This window comes from Maribacter aquimaris (assembly GCF_014596745.1).
GTDB classification, from domain to species: domain Bacteria; phylum Bacteroidota; class Bacteroidia; order Flavobacteriales; family Flavobacteriaceae; genus Maribacter_A; species Maribacter_A aquimaris.
Map to the genome: position 1 here is coordinate 577,242 of NZ_JABTCF010000001.1, position 21,652 is coordinate 598,893.

The 21,652-nt window shown below is 37.7% G+C and carries 18 protein-coding genes; 15 read left to right on the plus strand and 3 right to left on the minus strand.

What is annotated here, in order from left to right; translation table 11 throughout:
* Positions 1 to 171 precede the first annotated feature (171 nt).
* Positions 172 to 1,974: a glycoside hydrolase family 15 protein gene (locus HPE56_RS02540; RefSeq protein ID WP_188242186.1), complete on the minus strand. Its 1,803-nt coding sequence runs from the start codon at positions 1,972 to 1,974 to the stop codon at positions 172 to 174.
* 103 nt (positions 1,975 to 2,077) lie between these two features.
* On the opposite strand from HPE56_RS02540, the gene HPE56_RS02545 reads away from it, so the two are divergent.
* The 4 genes from HPE56_RS02545 (at position 2,078) to HPE56_RS02560 (ending at position 8,163) form a co-directional block, all read left to right on the plus strand.
* Positions 2,078 to 4,285 carry a bifunctional alpha,alpha-trehalose-phosphate synthase (UDP-forming)/trehalose-phosphatase gene (locus tag HPE56_RS02545; RefSeq protein ID WP_188242187.1) on the plus strand — a complete coding sequence of 736 codons (2,208 nt, stop codon included), beginning with the start codon at positions 2,078 to 2,080 and terminating at the stop codon, positions 4,283 to 4,285.
* A gap of 99 nt (positions 4,286 to 4,384) precedes the next feature.
* Positions 4,385 to 5,716, plus strand: coding sequence for a M28 family metallopeptidase (locus HPE56_RS02550; RefSeq protein WP_188242188.1), 1,332 nt, complete (start codon positions 4,385 to 4,387; stop codon positions 5,714 to 5,716).
* A 10-nt stretch (positions 5,717 to 5,726) separates the two neighbouring features.
* Positions 5,727 to 7,343 (plus strand): M1 family metallopeptidase, encoded by a 1,617-nt coding sequence (locus HPE56_RS02555; RefSeq protein WP_188242189.1) that lies wholly within the window; start codon positions 5,727 to 5,729, stop codon positions 7,341 to 7,343.
* A 619-nt stretch (positions 7,344 to 7,962) separates the two neighbouring features.
* Complete coding sequence (locus tag HPE56_RS02560) at positions 7,963 to 8,163, plus strand: CsbD family protein (RefSeq protein ID WP_188242190.1); 201 nt, start codon at positions 7,963 to 7,965, stop codon at positions 8,161 to 8,163.
* A 56-nt stretch (positions 8,164 to 8,219) separates the two neighbouring features.
* Here the strand turns inward: HPE56_RS02560 and HPE56_RS02565 are convergent, their stop codons facing one another.
* Positions 8,220 to 8,603: a winged helix-turn-helix transcriptional regulator gene (locus tag HPE56_RS02565; RefSeq protein WP_188242191.1), complete on the minus strand. Its 384-nt coding sequence runs from the start codon at positions 8,601 to 8,603 to the stop codon at positions 8,220 to 8,222.
* A gap of 219 nt (positions 8,604 to 8,822) precedes the next feature.
* Here HPE56_RS02565 and nfsB point away from each other — a divergent pair, with 219 nt between their 5' ends.
* The 11 genes from nfsB (at position 8,823) to HPE56_RS02625 (ending at position 18,475) form a co-directional block, all read left to right on the plus strand.
* The gene (nfsB, locus tag HPE56_RS02570) at positions 8,823 to 9,476 is read left to right on the plus strand and encodes an oxygen-insensitive NAD(P)H nitroreductase (protein ID WP_188242192.1); all 654 of its coding nucleotides are present in this window, start codon (positions 8,823 to 8,825) and stop codon (positions 9,474 to 9,476) included.
* A 22-nt stretch (positions 9,477 to 9,498) separates the two neighbouring features.
* A complete protein-coding gene (locus HPE56_RS02575) occupies positions 9,499 to 10,422 on the plus strand; it encodes an alpha/beta fold hydrolase (RefSeq protein WP_188242193.1) in 924 nt (307 codons plus the stop codon).
* A gap of 12 nt (positions 10,423 to 10,434) precedes the next feature.
* Positions 10,435 to 11,058 (plus strand): putative quinol monooxygenase, encoded by a 624-nt coding sequence (locus HPE56_RS02580; RefSeq protein ID WP_188242194.1) that lies wholly within the window; start codon positions 10,435 to 10,437, stop codon positions 11,056 to 11,058.
* 11 nt (positions 11,059 to 11,069) lie between these two features.
* On the plus strand, positions 11,070 to 11,972 hold the full coding sequence (locus HPE56_RS02585) for a hypothetical protein (protein WP_188242195.1): 903 nt from the start codon (positions 11,070 to 11,072) through the stop codon (positions 11,970 to 11,972).
* Positions 11,973 to 11,998: 26 nt separating this feature from the next.
* Positions 11,999 to 13,570 (plus strand): carboxymuconolactone decarboxylase family protein, encoded by a 1,572-nt coding sequence (locus HPE56_RS02590; protein WP_188242196.1) that lies wholly within the window; start codon positions 11,999 to 12,001, stop codon positions 13,568 to 13,570.
* 1 nt (position 13,571) lies between these two features.
* Entirely contained in the window at positions 13,572 to 14,510 is a 939-nt protein-coding gene (locus tag HPE56_RS02595; RefSeq protein WP_188242197.1) for an alpha/beta fold hydrolase, read from the plus strand.
* Positions 14,511 to 14,534: 24 nt separating this feature from the next.
* Positions 14,535 to 15,128, plus strand: coding sequence for a DsbA family oxidoreductase (locus tag HPE56_RS02600; RefSeq protein ID WP_188242198.1), 594 nt, complete (start codon positions 14,535 to 14,537; stop codon positions 15,126 to 15,128).
* A gap of 100 nt (positions 15,129 to 15,228) precedes the next feature.
* Entirely contained in the window at positions 15,229 to 15,360 is a 132-nt protein-coding gene (locus tag HPE56_RS20430) for a hypothetical protein (RefSeq protein WP_262890260.1), read from the plus strand.
* A gap of 187 nt (positions 15,361 to 15,547) precedes the next feature.
* Entirely contained in the window at positions 15,548 to 16,489 is a 942-nt protein-coding gene (locus HPE56_RS02610) for an NADP-dependent oxidoreductase (protein ID WP_188242200.1), read from the plus strand.
* Positions 16,490 to 16,535: 46 nt separating this feature from the next.
* The gene (locus tag HPE56_RS02615; protein WP_188242201.1) at positions 16,536 to 17,399 is read left to right on the plus strand and encodes an SDR family oxidoreductase; all 864 of its coding nucleotides are present in this window, start codon (positions 16,536 to 16,538) and stop codon (positions 17,397 to 17,399) included.
* A 698-nt stretch (positions 17,400 to 18,097) separates the two neighbouring features.
* Positions 18,098 to 18,475 (plus strand): hypothetical protein, encoded by a 378-nt coding sequence (locus tag HPE56_RS02625; RefSeq protein WP_188242203.1) that lies wholly within the window; start codon positions 18,098 to 18,100, stop codon positions 18,473 to 18,475.
* Between the two features lie 85 nt (positions 18,476 to 18,560).
* On the opposite strand, the gene HPE56_RS02630 is transcribed toward HPE56_RS02625, so the two are convergent.
* The gene (locus tag HPE56_RS02630; protein WP_188242204.1) at positions 18,561 to 21,584 is read right to left on the minus strand and encodes a ThuA domain-containing protein; all 3,024 of its coding nucleotides are present in this window, start codon (positions 21,582 to 21,584) and stop codon (positions 18,561 to 18,563) included.
* Positions 21,585 to 21,652 lie beyond the last annotated feature (68 nt).

The window sequence follows — 21,652 nt, forward strand, 5'->3', positions numbered from 1 at the left end:
TAAGGATAAGAGGATACCGTCGGTAAATTGGAGAAAGTCAATGATTGGGACATACTGGTAGACGAATACGACTACTGGTATGTCCCCATCAAATTTAAAGGTATTTACCGCCGATGCACTTCAATCGGAAACCATCCCCCCAAAAAGGATTTAGTCCAGATGATGAACAAATCAATCCCTCATTGACTCTAAAATACGCTCTTCGGTATCTTTGGTCGAGAAGTTGACCGCACACTCTATTAAGGCCAAGTGCGAGTAGGCTTGTGGGAAATTACCCAATAATCTTTTGGTCTTAAAATCGATATCCTCACTAAACAATCCTAAATGATTACTATAGCTTAAAAGCTTTTCAAAATGCTTCCTTGCTTTTTCTACCTCCCCTATTTTAAAGAGGCTGTTTATATACCAAAAAGTACAGATTGTGAACGATGATGAAGGCAAACCAAAATCATCCTCATTTTTATATCGATATAGCAACCCATCATTACTAAGGTCTTTCCCAATGGCTTTTACCGTACTGACAAATTTAGGATGCTTGGCCTCTATAAAACCATAGGATTCCATCAACAGTACCGATGCGTCCAAATGCGAAGAACCATACGATTGGGTAAAGGCATTTACCTCCCCGTTCCATGCATTTTCATAAATATCGGCTTTGATCTCTTTTTCCAAAAGAAGCCATTTTTCCAATTTTCTGGTCTTTTTCAAGATTCGAGCTACTTTGACCGCCCGATCAATAGCTACCCAACAGAGCACCTTGGAAAAGGTAAAATGTCGATCTTCTGTACGGAATTCCCAGATACCTTTATCGCGTTCTTTCCAATGCCGGGAAACAATCCAAACGATACCTTTGGTTATACCCCATAATTCCTCGCCATTCTCAATATCGGTATTGAACTTTACCAGTTGGGCGTGTATGACATCCATAAGAATACCATAAATGTCATTCTGTTTTTGTTCATAAGCGGCATTCCCAATTCGGACGGGCTTTGAACCTTTATAACCACTAAGGTGGTCCAAGGTCTCCTCGGTCAGTTCCTTTTCCTTATTGATGCCGTACATGATCTGGAGTTTTTCATCCTTATCGGGTATTAGATCAATGATGAATTGCAGATATCGCCTTGCGACATTCTTATGGCCAAGTCCCCCCATTACCTTTATCACCATTGAGGCATCCCTTATCCAACAAAAGCGGTAATCCCAGTTTCTGACTTCCCCTATGGTTTCCGGCAAGGATGTTGTAGCTGCAGCCAAGACGGCACCCGTCTTATCATAGCTCAATAATTTAAGGGTAATGGCACTACGGGCGATTTCCTGGTTGTATTTTTTATAGGTTGGGGTTTTATTGGTCCAATTCAACCAATAGACCTTGGTCCTTTCCAAGTCCAAATAAATTTTTCGGGTCGTGGGCTGCAATATCTTTTCATTATAGCCCATCAGGAAATAGCCGTTTTTCGTCACCTCGATTTCCTCGCCTTCCAAAACAGCGTTCTTGTTGAAGGATGTATAAAGGAAAACGGTATCGAATTTTACGGTTTTGGTTAAACTGACGATAAAATCATCCTTAATATAGGTTTTCGTCTCCCCTAGGGCGTATTCCAACTTAGGGTTGTACAATACCCTAAAAACAGGTTTGCCCTTGATATGCTTAACATATCGCACCAATTCCGGTGGGGCGTGGTACTTACCTTTCTCATCGTGGTACCGAGGCATAAAATCATGGATCTCAAAAACATTCCCTTTGTTGGAAAACCTCGTGATCAAGACAGCCGTATTCTTCTTATACCTTTGTTTTACGGTATATTTATCCGAAACCTGTATCTCAAAACTTCCTCCAATCCCTTCGTCCAATATTTTGGCAAAGACCGAAGATGAATCGAACTCAGGTAAACAGCACCATTCAATAGCCCCGGTTTTCGATATTAGGGCCGCACTCCTACAATTTCCGATAATTCCGTAATCCAGATTGTCCATATTTTAAATATCCTCTAAAAGACCTTTATTAGTTGGTTTTGCCATGCAATTTGACGAAATTTATACAAACAAAAGACAAAACACTTTAAAAAAAATCCACTTTATGGGAAAAACTATCATAATCTCAAATAGACTACCTGTACAATTACAAATTAGCAACGGAGGCATCTCTGCAATACCAAGTGTAGGGGGATTAGCTACAGGTATGAAATCTGTACATTCGGGCAGCGATAGTGTTTGGATTGGCTGGAGCGGTTTGACCGATGAAGAGATCCCCAAAAAATTAGCCCCGAAAATAGATCAAGCCCTGGCCGAACATGGATCGGCAAAAGTAAATCTAACCGCTAAGGAGGTAGATGGGTTTTATTATGGTTTTAGCAATAGGACCATATGGCCCTTGTTCCATTATTTTCTCGAATATTCCGAGTTTGAACTGGAAAGCTGGAATGTCTACAAGGCAGTGAACCAAAAATTCGCCGATGCCATTCTAGAAAAAGCAGAAGATGATGATATTGTTTGGGTACATGACTACCAATTGATGTTAGTTCCGCAGATGGTACGTGCAAAACGCCCCGATATTTCAATAGGATTCTTTTTACATATCCCATTTCCTTCCTTTGAAATCTTTAGGACCCTACCTTGGAGGGAAGAAGTATTGGAAGGCCTTTTAGGTGCCGATTTAATTGGTTTCCACACCTATGATTACGAGCGCCATTTTTTAAGTTCCGTACGAAGGCTATTGGGACTAGAGGTAAGTTTCAATGATATTTATCTTAACGATAGGATCATTAAAGTTGATTCTTTCCCCATGGGAATTGATTATAAGAAATTCAGCGAAGCTGCCAAGGAACACGAAAAGAACACCACGTCCCAGCAAACCGAACTACAGCAGCGCCTCAACAACCATAAACGCTCTACACCCGATGCCAAGTTAATACTTTCCATTGACCGATTGGACTATTCCAAAGGCATCGCCAAGCGGTTAAATGCGTTTGAGTATTTCTTGAACAAATTTCCGCAATACAAAGAAAAGGTAAGGCTCATAATCTTAGCCGTACCCTCCCGCTCCAACGTACCCCAATACCAATTATTGAAGAAGGAGGTAGATGAGCTGATAGGACGTATCAACGGTGATTTCTCTACAGTTAGCTGGACGCCCATTTGGTATTTCTATCGTTCTGTTCCTTTTGAAAACCTGATAGACCTCTATACTTCAAGTGATATTGCATGGCTCACCCCGCTCAGGGATGGTATGAACCTGGTTGCCAAGGAATATATCGCCACCAGAACCGATAAGACAGGTGTACTTATCCTAAGTGAAATGGCGGGATCGGCCAATGAGATGAATGAATCGCTTTTGGTCAACCCCAATAATTTTGAGCAAACCGCAAATGCTATTTATGAAGCCATAAATATGCCTATTGAAGAACAAAAAGAACGAAATACAGAATTACAAAAACGCTTGGAACGCTATAACGTTGAAAGATGGGCAAATGATTTTATGTCTTCCTTGAAAGAACAAAAGGAAAGGGATGCTGCCAATATTTCCAAACGACTGACCGAACATCGCTTGAGTGCTGTTTTGGATGATTTTAAGAAGGCTAAGAAAAGAATGCTTTTCTTGGATTACGACGGTACGCTCTCCAAATTTCATGTTGACCCTCAAAAAGCAGGTCCCGATGAAGAACTTTATGCCCTTCTGGATGCCCTTAATGCTTTGAAAGACACAGAAGTGTATTTAGTAAGTGGGCGGGACAAGGAAACATTTACCAAATGGTTCTTACCCAAAAAATATAATATGATCGTTGAGCACGGGGTATGGATTTCCCAAAATGGAGAGGACTTTAGAATGCTCGAAAATGTTAAAAACGACTGGATGGAAAAAATTCGTCCCGTATTGGAATCGTTTGTAGATCGTACACCTGGTAGTTTCATTGAAGAAAAAAACTACTCCCTAGCATGGCACTACCGAAAAACCGATCCCGATTTCGGTAACCTAAGGGCCAATGAACTCAATACCGTTTTGACCAGTTTGATCGCCAATGATGATTTAAGTATATTGAACGGCAATAAGGTCATGGAAATAAAAAGTAGCAATGTAAACAAAGGCCGTGCAACAATGCGCGTTTTGGGAGAAGGCGATTATGACTTTGTATTTGCAATTGGTGATGATTGGACCGATGAGTTCATGTTCCAGGAACTTCCTGAGCGTACGGTAACCGTTAAGGTAGGAAGACAAAAAACCCATGCCAAATACTTTATCGATGATATCAAATACGTTCGCAATGTATTGAAACGATTTGCCGAATAAAGAAATAGGATGTAAACAAAAGGGGCCTATTACATGTTAATAGCCCCCTTTTGTTCGCCAATTAGCACTGATTTCCATAAAATACCAAACTTGATTCTGATGAAAAAACCACTTTTTGCATTATTGATTCTCCTTCCAATTCTTGTATGCGCCCAAACCGATGATCGCATTTACGATATTATCGATGCTGTTTCCGCTGAACGCATACAAACTGATGTAACAAAGCTTGTCAATTTCGGAACAAGACACACCCTAAGCGATACGATATCCCAAACCAGGGGAATTGGTGCGGCCCGTAGATGGATCAAAAGTGAATTCGAAAAAACATCCGGGAACTGTGGGGACTGCCTAGAGGTTTTTTATCAGAAAGACCTGATTAAAAAGGGTGATAATGAACGTATCGTTCACGATGTTATGGTAGTAAATGTGGTTGCCATCCAACGTGGTACCAAATATCCGAATCGCTATATAATCATGAGTGGGGACATAGACTCCAGGGTTAGTGACCCAACAGACTTTACCTCAGACTCCCCAGGAGCCAATGACAATGCCAGTGGAATGGCCGGAACCTTAGAGGCTGCAAGGGTACTTTCCAAATATAAATTCGAGAATAGCATCATCTATGTTGGACTTTCCGGTGAGGAACAAGGACTTTACGGCGGTAAGGGACTTGCGGCCCATGCCAAGAAAAATGGCTGGGAAATCATTGGGGTGTTGAACAATGACATGATTGGCAACATCAGCGGAGTAGATGGAATCATCGATAATCGGGAGTTTCGGATTTTCTCTGAACCCGTACCTCCCACCGAAACCGAAAAAGAACGTAATGCCAGACGATTTTACGGGGGTGAGGTCGATGGTATTTCACGCCAATTGGCCCGATACGTTTACAAAAATACCAAAACCTATATGCCAGAAATGAACCCGATGATGGTATATCGCTTGGATCGCTTTGGGCGTGGAGGACACCATAGACCTTTCAACGATGCCGGTTTTGCCGGGATTAGAATTATGGAAGCACATGAAAACTACACCCAACAACATCAGGATATCAGAAATGAAAATGGCACTGCTTATGGAGACGTTTTAGAACATGTGGATTTTGACTATGCCCGTAAGTTGACGGCCGTAAATGCAATTAACCTAGCTTCTATCGCCTGGGCTCCCCCCGCTCCCAAGGAAGTTAAAATAGGTGGTATTGTAGAACCATCGGCACGATTGCAATGGAGTAAGGTTGATGGAGCTAGCAGTTATAAGATTTATTGGAGGGACACCACAGCCCCACAATGGGAACATAGTCGTAACGTAGGGAACCTAACCCAATTTACCCTTAAGGGTATCGTAATCGACAATTCGTTTTTCGGGGTTTCCGCTGTTAGTGCGGATGGCTTTGAAAGTCCAGTTGTTTTTCCGAATTCGATTATTAGATAACAGCCTTAGAATGAAACAAAACGCACTTTTATTATTTCTTACCTTATTTACACTTGGTCTTTCGGCTCAGCAATTTACACATCAAGATACTTTGAGGGGAAGTATTACCCCGGAGCGTGCTTGGTGGGATTTGAAATTCTACCATTTGAATATAGAGGTACAACCTGACAATAAATTCATTTCAGGAAGCAATCTAATCCGTTACCAGGTGTTGGATGCCCAAAAAGTGCTTCAAATTGACCTTCAACCCCCGTTAAGGATTGATAAGGTTACCCAAGATGGAGAATCGCTGGTAGTCATTTCCAAGGGTAATGCCCATTTCGTACAACTTAAAAAAAAGCAGCGGAAAGGTGAATTCAATGAGATAGTAGTACACTATTCGGGTCATCCCAAAGAAGCGGAAAATGCCCCTTGGGATGGCGGTTTTTCTTGGAAGAAAGACTCCAATGGCAAGCATTTTGTAGCAACAAGCTGCCAAGGTATCGGTGCCAGCGTATGGTGGCCCAACAAAGACCATATGTACGATGAAGTCGACAGTATGGCCATTAGTGTCAAAGTACCCAAAGGCCTTATGGATGTATCGAACGGCAGATTGCGAAAAGTGGACAAAGCCACCAATACCTATCATTGGTTCGTCGCCAACCCCATCAATAATTACGGAGTAAATGTAAATATTGGGGACTATGTTCATTTTGGTGAAAAATACCTAGGGGAAAAAGGGCTCTTGGACATGGATTATTATGTGCTTCGGGATAATCTTGAAAAAGCAAGAAAACATTTTAAACAAGCCTCAATGACGATGAGGGCTTTTGAATATTGGTTCGGTCCCTACCCCTTTTATGAGGATAGCTATAAATTGGTCGAAGTCCCTTACTTGGGCATGGAACACCAAAGTTCCGTCACGTATGGCAACCATTACCAAAATGGTTATTTGGGCGGGGACCTCTCGGGTTCTGGCTGGGGATTGGAATTTGATTACATCATCATTCATGAATCGGGTCACGAATGGTTCGCCAATAATATAACGTATAAGGATATTGCGGATATGTGGGTACACGAAGGCTTTACCTGTTACTCGGAAAACCTGTTCTTGGATTACCATTTTGGTACGAAAGCCGCCGAGGATTATGTAATTGGTCTTCGAAAGAATGTCCGAAACAACATTCCCATTATCGGTCACTATGGTGTAAACCAGGAAGGATCGGGTGATATGTATTACAAAGGGGCCAATATGTTACATACCATTCGTCAATTGGTCGATGATGACGTAAAATGGCGAGGGATATTGAGAGGGATCAATAAGGATTTCTATCATCAGACCGTTACTTCCGAACAAATTGAAAAATACCTTATTGACGAAACAGGCATCGACCTCAGTTCAATCTTTGATGAATACCTGCGTACAACAATGATACCTGAATTTGAATATAGCATAGCTGGTAATACCCTTAAGTTTCGATACAAAAAGGTTGTTGCTGGTTTTAATATGCCTTTACAGATCTACATTGATGGCCAAGATCATTGGTTGACCCCAAAAGCTGAATGGCAATCGCAAACATTTAAAGGAGACCTTTCAACTTTTGAAGTGGATAGGAATTTTTATGTTGATTTAATACAAGAGAGGTGAAAAACAATAATTTAGAAAAAAGGATTCAGAAAGAAATTATATCGCAATAAACCGGGAATCCTGGAACAATAAGACCGATGTCGATTTGAAATCGAATTTTTACGACCTTAAAGGTTTTATAGATTGTAAAACCTCCCTGAACGAGATTGAATTAAATTTATTGGGAAATATTGAAGGAAAATCAAACTACATCTACAATGTCATTTTGGTCAGGACACTATCTAACTAAATAGACTTGGAACCCAAGTTACAGGCGTAGACTTGTCTAATAAAGCTATTGAAAATGCATGGAAAATTGCCATTGAGACTAATTCGTTATAACGCTTTTTATCGCCAATTAAATGGGTAAGAATAACACGCTTCCATTTTCCTTCAATAAGTTTGATCGTTGCAATCGTTGGGCAAAAAGACAATTCTCGACAGCGTATCAATAAGCGTATGATGTAGCTAAGATTGAAAAATTAATTTCTTTGAGTACTACACTAGTTAAGATATTATATTATTTCCAATTTTGATTTAAACAATTTTTGAATGGATTGAGTTAAGCCAACCTTTCATTTAAGGTTAATTTTATAATGTAAACAAATAGTTGTTTGCGTAATCTTAAAAAATTAATCAAATGTCAAATCCATTAGAAGATAAATTAAAAGGAAATTGGAATATTGCTAAAGGGCAACTGAAGCAAAAATGGGGAAATTTAACCGATGATGATTTAGATTACCAAGAAGGTAAGAAAGATGAATTAGTAGGTAAAATTCAAAAACGTACAGGTGAATCAAAAGAAAAAGTAAATGAAATTTTGGATAGTTTAAAGTTTTGAATTTTTGAATACTTTGAAAAAAAATCCCGTTAAGCGGGATTTTTTTATGCGGCTATTTATTCATCAAAAATAAATTCGCCTTTTGTTTCTGCGGCATGTAATCCCCATTCAGTTATCAGATTGAGAATTGGAGTAAGGGTTTGTCCAAAGGTAGTAAGCGTATATTCTACTTTTAAAGGCGGTTTTTTTGTAAACACTTTTCTACTTACCATACCATCAGCTTCCAATTGTTTCAGTTGTAAACTTAGTGTTCGCTCTGTAATACCTGGGATTTCCTTTCGTAATTCGCTATAACGCTTTTTGTCGCCAATTAAATGGGTAAGTATCACACTCTTCCATTTTCCTCCAATAAGTTCCATAGCTGCACTTGTTGGGCAGAAGGATATTTTATCGTTGATTTTAATCTTTGGCTTTTTTTCAAACAGTTCTTTTCTGTCCATTTCTTTATGTATTTAATATCCAGCAAAGATAACATGCTTTAATTAAGTATGCAACTATATTTTTTATAGTAATATATTTTATCATAACTAATTGATTATAAGTATAATTGCAATTTATTTTTATACTATACTTCTTGACCGTTATTGCACAGAATTAATACTTCATATACTTTTGTAACTATAATTTTGATAGTACAATTAACACGTAAATAAATTAGAATGAATTTTTCAAAAATCTTAAACAACCGCTACACAGTAAAAGAATTTGATGCTACTAAAAAGGTATCCAATGCCGATTTTCAGCAAATCAAATCGTTATTGCGTTTAAGTCCATCAAGTATAAACCTACAGCCTTGGCATTTTATAGTTGCTGATACGGCAGCGGGTAAAGAGCGTATTGCAAAAGGTACGGAAGGAACCTTTCCTTTTAATACACCAAAGGTTTTGGATGCTTCCCATGTAATTGTGATTGCGGCTAAAACAGGAATTGAAGAAAATTATATAAAAAGTATTCTAGACCAAGAAGATAAGGATGGTCGCTTTGCAGTTCAAGAATACAAGGACCAAGCATTTGATGGACGGATGATGTTTACAAACCTGCACCGGTATGACCTAAAGGATGTACAACATTGGATAGAAAAACAAGTGTACCTTAATATGGGTTCTTTATTAACGGGAGCTGCTGTTTTAGGGATAGATGCTTGCCCAATGGAAGGCGTAGATGTAAAAGCTTTAGACAAGGAGTTTGGTTTACGTGAAAAAGGATATACCGCTTTAGCTGTTGTGTCTTTAGGATATAGAAAAGACACCGATTTCAATTCAAAACTTCCAAAATCCAGATTGCCGGAAGATACCATTATAACTCAATTATAATGCCGCTTTAAACGATAAACTAATGAAAAAATTCTTTAAAATAATTGGAGGTATCATCGTAAGCTTGTTAGCCATTGGTGCTATACTATTTTTCTTTTTCCCTAAGGTGTTGGTAGACCAAACCAATGCAAGTTATGCGAATGCTGCAAACTTGGAAAAGAAAACGGTGGAAGTAAATGGATACACCGTACATTTTTATGAAAGCAAAGCGAATGATGACAAGCCAGACTTTGTAATGCTCCACGGAATGGCAGACGATAAAAGTAGCTTTTTACAAACTGCTAAATTCTTATCTAATGAATATCATCTAATTCTTCCTGATTTGGCTGGACACGGCGATAATGGAAGAAAACAAGGACTTGATTATTCTATAGACGGACAAGCCTCTTTTCTAAAATCGTTTTTAGATCAACTTAACGTAACAAACTTTAACCTAATAGGTAATTCAATGGGCGGACATACAGCAGCTGCCTATGCCATAAAATACCCTAATGATGTTAAAAATTTAATCTTATTGGATGCTGCGGGCATTACAATAGATGACCATGTTGTTTATGGTGGTTTTGGTAAAAAAATCGAAAATAAAGAAGAGTTAGATGCTGTGCTTCAACGTGTTTTTTACAAAGTACCAGACCTTCCAGGACCCATAGCCAATTATATGATCGAGACCGTAAATAATAGTAAAGATTTTGTTGACGACACTTTGATTCCTGCAATTACCAACGGAAAATACTTCAATCTTAAAGACGATGTTCAGTATATAAAAGCGCCAACATTGGTATTACAAGGGAAACACGATGTAGTGGTACGTTTTAATGTAGCTGAATACTACAAAGACCACATTCCGAATGCAACTCTGGTAGTTATCGAAAACGCGGCACATTCACCCCAATTAGAAGTTCCTGAGGAAGTTGCTAACGATATCAATCAATTTATAAAATTATAAAAACACATAATTATGAAAAGCACCATAGTAAAATTCACAGCAAAACCAGAACATGCCACTAGTTTTGCAGCAACCTTAAAAGAAGCACAAGCAGCAACACAAAAAGAAGCAGGTAATAAAGAAATTAAAATATTTGTATCTAAAGCAGATGCCAATGTGTTTTTTGTTTACGAACGTTGGGCAGATAAAGCAGCCATAACGTCTCATGATAACGAGCCACACACGCAAAAATTGATGCAAGTAGGACAAACTGCGCTACAAACTGCTCCGGATTTTTACTTTTTGGGTGATACCAATCCGTTACCAGACCATTCTAATTCAGCGAATCCTGAAGATGAAGTATTTATTATTTTCTTCATTTTCAAGTTTAATCCTAGCTATAGAAAGCAAATTTTAGCGCAATTTGAAGACCACATTACAAATACCCGAAAAGAGGAAAAAGGAAACATCCTTTTCGATTTATATACGGTAGACGATCATGAAGATACATTGGCTGTTTACGAACATTGGAGAAAGGAATCTGATGTTTGGGACATTCACTTTAATCAGCCATATGCAATGAAAACCGGAAAATTGTTGGAAGAAGCTGTAGACGGAGATTTAAAGCAGTATATGAATTTTGTTACAGAAATATAATTTAGTGAAAGATGAAAAATTTAGTGAAAGCGTTGGTTTGCGTATGTATAGTCGTCATTGGAATTCAAAATGTTTCAGCCCAAGAACCAAGTATGAGAACTTTTGACAACAATACCAAAGCAGTTCAATTGCAAAAAGGCACAATGCAGGTTTTTGATTATGGAGAGACGCAAGTCCACGCTTATGAAACCAAAGGTTTTTTTAACACACATGCTTTTTTTATTGAAAAAAATGGACAAGGTGTGCTGATCGAGACTCCTCCAATGAAAGATAATTACAATGAACTAGTGGATTATATTGTTGGTTTGGGGTATACAAATATTGATGTGATGGTTTCCTATCATTTAATAGGAAAGCACTTTTTTGATACGGACAAATTAAAATTCAATCATATCTATTCCAATCAAGAATCTTTGGATTATATGACAAATTCCGGAAATGAATCCCTGTCAAAATTGAAGGAAGTTTCAGGTGAAGATCTTGATGAGACAACTATTGTACCAACCGATTTATTAGAAGCAGGAGCTCAAGAAATTTCTGGAATTCCATTTGTTATTACACCTACCGGTTTTGGATTTGATGTAGAAATGCCAGAAATAAAAGCGGTTCACTTACATATGGTGGGTCATGATAATCATACTATGATTTTCAATACTGAATTTATAGATACGGTAATTAAAGAACTTTCCGCTTTTCAGGAAAAAGGATATACTACCTATTTTTCTTCACATAGTGCTCCTGAAACCTCAGGAGATGTAACGATTAAAATCAACTATCTAGAAGATATGAAAGCAATTCTTTCAGCATCTAAAAACAGTGAAGCATTCATTCAGAAAATGGATAAAGCCTATCCTGATTTTGGATGGAGAAATTACTTGTTAGGAAGTGCAAAAATGTTATTTCCAAAAAAATAATTCACGAATAATCACAAATCAAGGTTATGAAAAAGCAATTAATTTTCGTCTTCACCTTATGTATCACATACATAACGATTGCACAAACTACAAAAGAAGACGACTATAAGGCAGGCGTTAAAACTGTAAATGAGGTAAATGGTGAAGGTGCTTCCAAAGGTCTGGAAGCGGCGTTTAAAAGCGTGTCTCCAGATATGGCAGATTATATTATTCGTTATGGTTTTGGAGAAATTTACAACAGAGAAGGTTTGGATTTTAAAACAAAAGAATTGCTGATTATTGCTAGCCTAACGACACAAGCCAATGCAAAATCACAGTTAAAGTCGCATATGAAAGCTGCACTAAACCTTGGTGTAACTCCAGATGAGATTTCTGAAACGATGATCTTGCTAAGTCTATATACTGGGTTTCCGGCTGCAAACAATGGGATTTTTGCCTTGAAAGAAGTTTTGGATGAAACAAATTATGCTGCCTCTTCTAAAATAAATTCAACGAATCAATTAATTAAAAACTGGGAATTGGAAGGTTTTGCTATGCCAGAATCCATAGTAGCTTCTCCTACTGAAGATTGGTTGTATGTTTCTAACGTAAATCAGAATGAAAAAGGATATATAAGCCGAATTACAAAGGATGGTAAAGTAGATAATTACAAATGGGTTACAGGTTTAAATAACCCTGCTGGTTTAGCATTATACCAAGACAAATTGTATGTAGGTGATGGCACGGAACTTCATATTATTGATGTAAAAAAGGGTAAGCTGATAAATAGCTTTACATCAACAGATGTGGTTTCATTAAATGATGTGGTAGTTTCTAAAACTGGACAGGTTTTTATCTCTGATATTGCAGGCGGAAAAATTTTCACTTTAGAAAATAACAAACTAGTAGTTTGGTTTCAAACACCTGAAATTAAACATCCAAATGGCCTTTATATTCAAGATGATAATTTAATTATTGCTGATTTTGGTGCAGAATTATCATTGGAGTTAACTCCAGATAAGTTTGGTAGTGTGTATAAGGTCAACCTAAAAGACAAAACAGCTACGATGATTAAAAGTGGGTATCAATTAGGTGCTTTAGATGGCTTAGCTGCTGTTCAAAACGGATTTTTAGTTACAGGTGGTACGGTTAGCGATTTGTTTTTTATAAACGATAATGCTAAACAGTTAATTGGAACTTTTCCGAAAGGTTTAGCAGATATAAGTATTCAAGGGAATACGCTATATGCACCAATTCTTTTTAGTAATAAAATTGAATCTTTTTCAGTTCCGAATAATTTGGTTTCTAGCGAGACTATTGATGATAACTGGCATCGAATTAAAACAAAAGAGGAGTATTTAAAATTGGCTGCCGATAATTTTTACAGTGATAAGGATGGTACATCTGTAGCTACTCACGACGGACAAATATTTGGAGTCTTTGGCGGAAAAATATTAACGGGAACTTGGGATTGGAAAGATACTTTCTTTACACGTACTAGTAAAATAGGGGATTTAGACTTGGGTTATGATGAAATTGTAATCGAAGTAAATGCTACACAAATGCGATTGACCTTAAAACAAGGAAAAGGACCAACTGTAATTTATAATAAAAAATAGTATGCAAAATAAGACTTCTCACGATTCTCTTATTTTTAACAAAGAAGAATCAAATCAGAAAAAAAGACCTTTTTTGGTCGATAAAAACGAATATCCTTTTAAAAGTAATTGGTTTGAAAAAGAGGGTGTTTCTATGCATTATATTGATGAAGGAGAAGGCATACCTATTGTATTGGCGCACGGAAATCCAGAATGGTCATTTATATATAGAAATATTATAAAAGAGTTATCTGGTGAAGCAAGATTAATAGCTTATGATTTACCAGGTTTTGGATTTTCAGATACGCCTAAAGATTTTGATTATACTCCGCAAGAACACGCTAAATGGGTAAAATCTTTGGTGCTTGATCATTTAAAACTTGAAAAGTTTATTTTGGTTGTGCAAGATTGGGGCGGACCAACCGCATTGCATCTAGCTACAAACCATCCAAATAGTATTCTAGGAACCGTTATTTCTAATACTTGGGCGTGGAAAGCGAATCCTGAATCAGAAAAATTTTCTAATTTCTTTAAAACTGAAGAAGGAAAGAGACTTATTTATGAGGAAAATTACTTTGTAAGAACATTGCTTTTAAAAAGTATGAATAAAAAATCTGGCAATAATCAAGCGATTATTGATGCTTATGAAATGGCATTTCCAACACCAGAATCTAGAAAAGGAACATTGATTTTTCCACAGCATATTACACTTTCAGAATCTTGGTTTCTAGAAATAGAAGAAAAATTACATCTTTTAGCAGACAAACCAGTGGAGTTGATCTTTGGTGAGAAAAATAGAACTTTAGGAAATCCAGAATCGATTGCTAAATGGCGTTCTTATTATCCAAATGCAAATGTTCAGTTATTGCCTAATGCAGATCATTTTACGCAAGAGGAAAGCCCTGAGAGTTTTGTGTTTGCACTTAGACGAATATTAAAAGAGAATAAAAATTCTATATAAATAGGAATAAAAAAACGAGATAAAATGAAATATGAAATTTCAATGTTTTCTGATTTTCAATGCCCTTATTGCTATATAGCAAAAGGAACTATTGATAGTCTAAAAAAAGAATATGATATTGAAATTAACTTTAGAGGATATGAAATTCATTCAGACATACCTGAAAACGGTATTCCCTCAAAAGATTATTTCCCAAATGCAAAACAGAAAAATATTCAGCTACAAGAATTTGGACGTCAATTCGGTTATGAATTTGCAGATATAACTGCTATGCCTAATTCAAACAAAGCATTACAAGTTGCAGAGTATGCTAAAGAGGTAAATAAATCTGATGCCTTTAATACACTAATGTACGAAGCATTCTTTTTTAAAGACATAAACATAAGTTTGGTTCCTGAAATAAAAAAAATGGCATTGACAGTAGGTATTTCTGAAGCAGAAGTGAATCAGGTTTTTGCTACAAATAAGTATAAAGAAATATTAAAATCCAATAAAATATTTTGTAGAGATAATAATATCTCTAGTGTTCCAACTTTTATTATTAATAATAAAATGATAGTTGTTGGAGCTCAAAGTGCTGAAAATTTTAGAAAAGTCTTTGAAGAATTAAAAGTATAAATAAACAGTAACCATTATATAAAATTTTAGTAACAAAATACATTCAGTAGTTTTTGCTACTGTTGATAAAAATGGATTGCCTTCAACACGAATTATAGATATGATGTTGTTTGATAATGAAGGCGAAACTTCTACTGCTACTGGCGTTGGAATTATTGAAAAAAAAGAAAATGCATTTGTTTTTCAGGAGCATTGGGAGAATGCATTTTTTGTGAATCAGATAGAAAAATAGAAAAGTAAAATCCAAAACTTTTAATCAGAGAGGTTTTTTTTAACGAAATCATAAAGTATTCAATTCAAATCTATTAAGGCATAAAAGTACACTAGATGGGACCATTTTTACCACTCCCCTCCTTTCTAATCCTTCTAGTTTTGCCTTGTATTTAATAAATAATAAAGCAATTTAACACATACACTATATGAAAGCTATTGTATTAGAAAAAGCAGGAGGACCAGAAAACCTTCATGTAGCAGAAGTAACAAAACCATGTATAAAAGAGAACGAAGTATTAGTTGCTGTTAAAGCAATTTCATTAAATCCAGCAGATGTAAAACCAAAGTACGAAGACGAGATGTTGAGTATGATGTACGGTAAAGAACGACCCGTAATTTTAGGTTGGGATATTGCAGGTACGGTTACAGAAGTTGGTTCGGCAGTTACCAATTTCGAAGTCGGAGATAAAGTCTTTGGAATGGTTAATTTTCCTGGTATTGGTAATGCTTACGCAGAATTTGTTGCTGCTCCAGAGGCGCATTTAGCTGTAATGCCAAGTAACGTGTCTTTTACTGAAGCTGCTGCAACCACTTTGGCGGCTTTAACAGCATTACAAATATTATCCGGTAAGATTAACAAAGGTGATAAAGTCTTAATTCAGGCTGGTTCAGGTGGTGTTGGTCACTTTGCCATTCAAATTGCAAAAAACTTCGGAGCGTATGTAATTACTACTGCTTCAGCAAAAAACAAAGATTTTGTATTGTCTATTGGTGCAGATGAAGCTATCGATTATCATACGCAAAAATTTGAAGAAATTTTATCAGATATCGACTTTGTATTAGATACTCAAGGTGGTAAAGTTTTAGAAAATTCAGCAAAAGTTTTAAAAAATGGCGGAGCAATTATAACCACGGTCGCACCAGATTTACCTGAAGGTGTTAAGGCTGCAGCCGAAAAAGAAAACAAAACGATAACTAATATTCTAGTGCATTCCAGCGCAGAAGATATGAACACCTTAAAAAGGATGTTAGAAAGCGGAGCAATTAAACCAAATATCTACAAAACCTTTGCTTTTGAGGCTATGGCAGATGCACACAGAGAAGTTGAAAAAGGAAGAACGGTTGGTAAAGTGATTGTAACAATATAAATAATAGAGCAAAAATTAGTTACTTTAAGGAGCATATCAAAAAATTATGAAAAAGAACATTTTAATCACAGGAACATCCACAGGAGTAGGGTTTGAAAGTGCCTTATTATTGGCGAAAAATAACTTCAAAGTTTATGCGACAATGCGAAATTTGAAGAAAGCCGATATTTTGAAACAGGAAATAAAAGAAGGGGATTTAGATATTGAAATTTTAGAACTGGATGTCTCTGACTACAATTCGATTGAAAAAGCAGTAAAAACCATCATTGCCAAAGATGGTAAAATTGATATCCTTTTAAACAATGCCGGGGCTGGTTTTGCAAAAACATTAGAGCAATCATCCTTAGATGAAATTGATTGGGTTACCGATGTAAATTATAAAGGTGTTGTGAGAACAACAAAAGCAGTTTTACCTTTTATGAGAAAAGCTAAAACAGGACAAATCATTAATATCACCTCTATAGGCGGACTTGTAGGGCAACCTTTCAATGAATTGTATTGTGGGGCAAAATTCGCAGTAGAAGGTTTTACAGAGGCATTGGCCTCTTATGTGTCCTCACCTTTCAATATCAAACTGTCATTGGTAGAACCAGGAGGTATTGCCACTGAATTTTTAAGCAGTGCCATATCAAAAATGACCAACGACCAGGGCGAATTGGTATCAGGAGAATACGCTCCTATTTTTCAGAAATACATGCAAAAGGCACAAGACAGATCTAATAATGGAGAAGTTTCAACGTATCAAACAGGAAAAGAGGTAGCCGAAGTAATACTAAAGGTTATACAAACCGAAAATCCTCCGCTACGAATCAGAACTTCAGAATGGGCAGAAGAGATGACTAGACTTAAAACACAAGCCGATCCTGACGGCACTAAATTAGTGAACCGGATAGAAGCGTATTTTCTGTAAAAGGATTTCAGAAAATTTTGATACTTAAGCATTACAACAATTCACATTGCTGTTAAGAAATAATACCAAGATATATGTCCCAGTATTATCAGGATTACCCCCCCTGTAACTTATCCGCTCCATCCAATAAACCCACCAAGTCTTGGGGATTATGTATCAACACTGGTAAGTGCTGTGGACAAATATAAAATTCATCTTCTTTGTAATAAAACTTTGTCACTGGGATTTCGTTTGAAGATTTTTTACAAACGATACAGGTTTTGCTTGTACTCATACTTTGTTTTATTTATATGGCAAAGCTATCCTTTCCTTATGGCTTAAAAGCTAACAATTATCATGCTTTGTATTTTTTCCAATCAATCATTATGAGGCAATAACAATTTCTTTCAGGAATGCCTTGACAATAAAACCGGTACTTTTTTTTAATAATCACCTAATCATCTACTTACATGCCTTAAAAGAATACAACGACTTGTTCCCTTACAAGCCCAAATGCATAATTTGCTATTATTATTTCATTCTCTTATAACATTTCATCAAACAGCTCCTATATGATACTAGGTTACTGGTATATTTCGTAATTTATTAGTTATATACAACTATTCCCTTATATTCAATAAGTATAATGCGTCATAGCGCGTTTCCTCTTTAGGGCTATTTTATTGGATTTTTCAATGGAATGGTAAACACAAAGCATTATGGGTTGGAAATCTGAACACCACAGCGTAGAAAATAGATTGGAGCTAACTTTGGAAGGGGTTATGGATTACGATTCCTGGGTTGAGGCTGTCTTAAGTATTATGGAATCTGCAAAAAAACACAATACCATCAAATATTTGGTTGATTGTTCTAGTTTTCTGCCCAAATTCAGTAGGGGTGAGATATTCGAGCTTCTCAACAAACACTTTCCAGAATGGGACATCCCTTTAGGCTCAAAAGTATCACTGATCGAGCCTAAGGATATGAGTACCAAAATAAAAGTCAAGTTCTATGTTTACGCTGTGAACAAGCTAGGATTGGAGGCTGCTATTTTCAAGAATCGAAAAAAGGCCATGGCTTGGCTGAACAAAGAATAATCCAACACGTTCGACCCATAAATCCTATTATAGATTCCACCCTTGAATAGCCGATAACCTTAATTTTGGCTTAGTCAACCACCGGTCATTTATCCACATTCCGTGCATTGGTCAATACAACTGAACCTGTACCCGTCAATGGGATGCCACTGCCTTCCCCTTTATCTGTATAACTTGCGGTGATTACCATAACATTATCCCCCACCGAAGGTGTTGGGAGAATACTTCCTGAGGGTGGTAATGATTCCTTTTCCGAATTCACTTTTACCAATGATTGAATGTATAGGATAATTTGCCGCGTTTCATCATCCGTAATAGCCGTATGTGCCGGCATCACCACTTCTCCCCAAACGCCAGATCCCCCTGCTGCAATCTTTTTTTGCAAATACGTCATTGCCTCGGGGTCATTCTTGTACTTTTCCGCAACACTTTGATATGCCGGTCCTATAGACGCCCCTATTTCCTTATGACATGATTTACAGTCCATCGATTGCGTAAGGGCCTTGCCCATCGCTGCGGCAGAAACCTGTTGATGGCCTTGGGAGATGTTTACTTTATCCATACCGCTCAAATAATCTACAGAAACATAAATATTTGACGGATTGATGGTGCCACCATCGGCATCGGTCACCGAAACTTTATACTGAACCGGTGTCCCTTCATCATAAAACGATGGATTTCCTCCTCCTATTTCTATAGCCACTTCAGGTCGCGTATTACCTGCAACAATGGATACCTTTTCACTTACCGCCATTGCATTCTTGTCATCCTTGACCTCGACCGATACCAGATATCCACCGGCCTTAGAATAGGTATAGGTAAGTTCGGGGTTCCGGGTCTCCAAGGTCTCCCCATTGCCAAGATTCCACAAATAGTTGAGCGGGTCATTTTCGAGGTCTTTCACATCAACGGTTGCCGATATGGTTAAAGGTAATTTACCCGAGGTTTTATCAAGTGATATGCCTTTGATTACCGGTGGGCGATTTCCTCCGTTGTATTGAATATACCCCAATCCCGAATTTTCATTCTGTTGAAACCATCCGGTACCGTATTCCAAAAGATATACCCGTCCATCAGGGCTCATTTCCATATCTATCAGGTTGTTCAATGCTATCTCCGACGCGAAAGGCTCCATTTTATTAAATGTACCATCCTCAAAGAGGGTAACCGCTTTCATCCAACCCCTCATCCAATCATAAACCAGTACTTTTCCATCATAATAGGAAGGTAATCCACCTCCCTTAGGATATAAATCAGAATAATAGGTTGGTCCAGCCATGGCATTCCTTCCCCCTGTTCCTACCTGGGGAAATTCCCCGGAATGGTCGTAAGGATAATATACATAAGCTCCTATGGCCGGCGGCAATTCCCGTAAGCCAGTATTGTTTCTGGAATCGTTTATAGGTTTTAGTGGGTCAAAGGTGTCCCCCGAAATACCACTGCTATAATCATAATCCTTATATGGTTTATTATCACCAACAAACAAGGGCCAACCAAAATTACCCGCTTCCCGTGCCTGATTCATCTCGTCATACCCCTTTGGACCCCGGTTTTCAAAATCATCCTCACGGGCATCTGGACCTACATCGCCCCAATATAAATAACCTTTTTTAGGATCCACTGCAATACGGTATGGATTACGGTGTCCCATCGTATAAATCTCTGGCCTAGCATTTTTGGTTCCCACTGGAAAAAGATTACCCTCGGGTATATCATAGGTGCCATCCTCATTTACCTTGATTCTTAAAATCTTACCCCTAAGATCATTGGTATTTCCTGAAGAACGCCTTGCATCATATTGCTCCTTCCCCGGAATATCGTTTAAAGGCGCATACCCCTTGGAAACATAGGCTGCACCCTTTTCATTAAAGGGGGTTGAATTATCCCCTAAAGACAAATACAACAGCTTATCAGGACCAAAAGCTATGGAACCTCCTGTATGGCAACAAACCTCACGTTGGGTATTTATTTCAAGTATAATCTGTTCAGATTCCATATTAAAAACACCTTCCTTGAACTTGAATCGCGACAAGCGGTTTACCCATTTATCCCCAGTTGGACTATAATAGAGATAAACCCAATGATTTTCGGAAAAATCAGGATCTTTTTGCAACCCCAACAACCCATTTTCCACATTTACGCCCGGGGTATACAGAGCCTTATAATAAACATCGAGTTTTGCAACTTGGCGTAGTTCGTTTACATCTTCGTCATAGAGTAGTACTTCGCCCCTTCGTTGGGCAACCAATACATCATTATTGGGCAACACGGCCATTTCGGTTGGCTCAAAGAACTCCCCGCCAGTCAAGGTAACCTTTGTAAAACGGTCCATTTCCGGTGGAATTTGCGTTCGGGCCTTGGAATAATCCAACTTTCGATTATTCCCGATGGCATATTGTATACCTCCCAATATATGCTTTAGGAATTTTTCCTCCGAATAACTTGCCTCAGTATGCCCCGCTGCCGTATAGAATGCCCTTCCACCATCATATTCATGATACCAACTCATTGGGTGGTCACCACCATTCACACCACCTTCATAGGTCGTTTCATCAACGGTTACCAGAACATGGACCTTAGGATTCAAATTTTTGAAATTATACAGTTCATCATTCCGGTTCCATATCGAATCCTTAAAATGCTTGGTGGCCATAAAAGAATTGTCCTTGATAATAAAGTTTGAATTGGGTGTGCCCGATGGATGGCTGAGAAATTGTCCGCCTACCAATTTATTGTACCACCCCCAATCGTACTCTGTATCCGTAGCGGCATGAATGCCTACAAAACCACCCCCGGATTGAATGTAACGTTCAAAAGCCGCTTCCTGATAATGATCTAGGATATTTCCGGTAGTACTTAGAAAAACAATCGCTGAATATTGTTTCAGGTTTTCATCGGTAAAGAGAACGGCATTCTTGGTTGTATCGACCACAAAACCATTTTTCTGACCTAATTGCTGAATAGCCTCGGTTCCTTTTAAGATTGAAGCATGTTTATAGCCCATAGTTTTTGAAAAAACCAAGACCTTTGGCTTTCCCTCCCTTTTCGTATTACAACCTGCAAGCATAAAAACCCCCGCAATCATCATCAAAAACAATATCCTTTTCATTATTTAATCCTATCTTTAAATTATACCCGAAGCCGATAAATATAGGCATAGATATAGTGCCTGCCCAA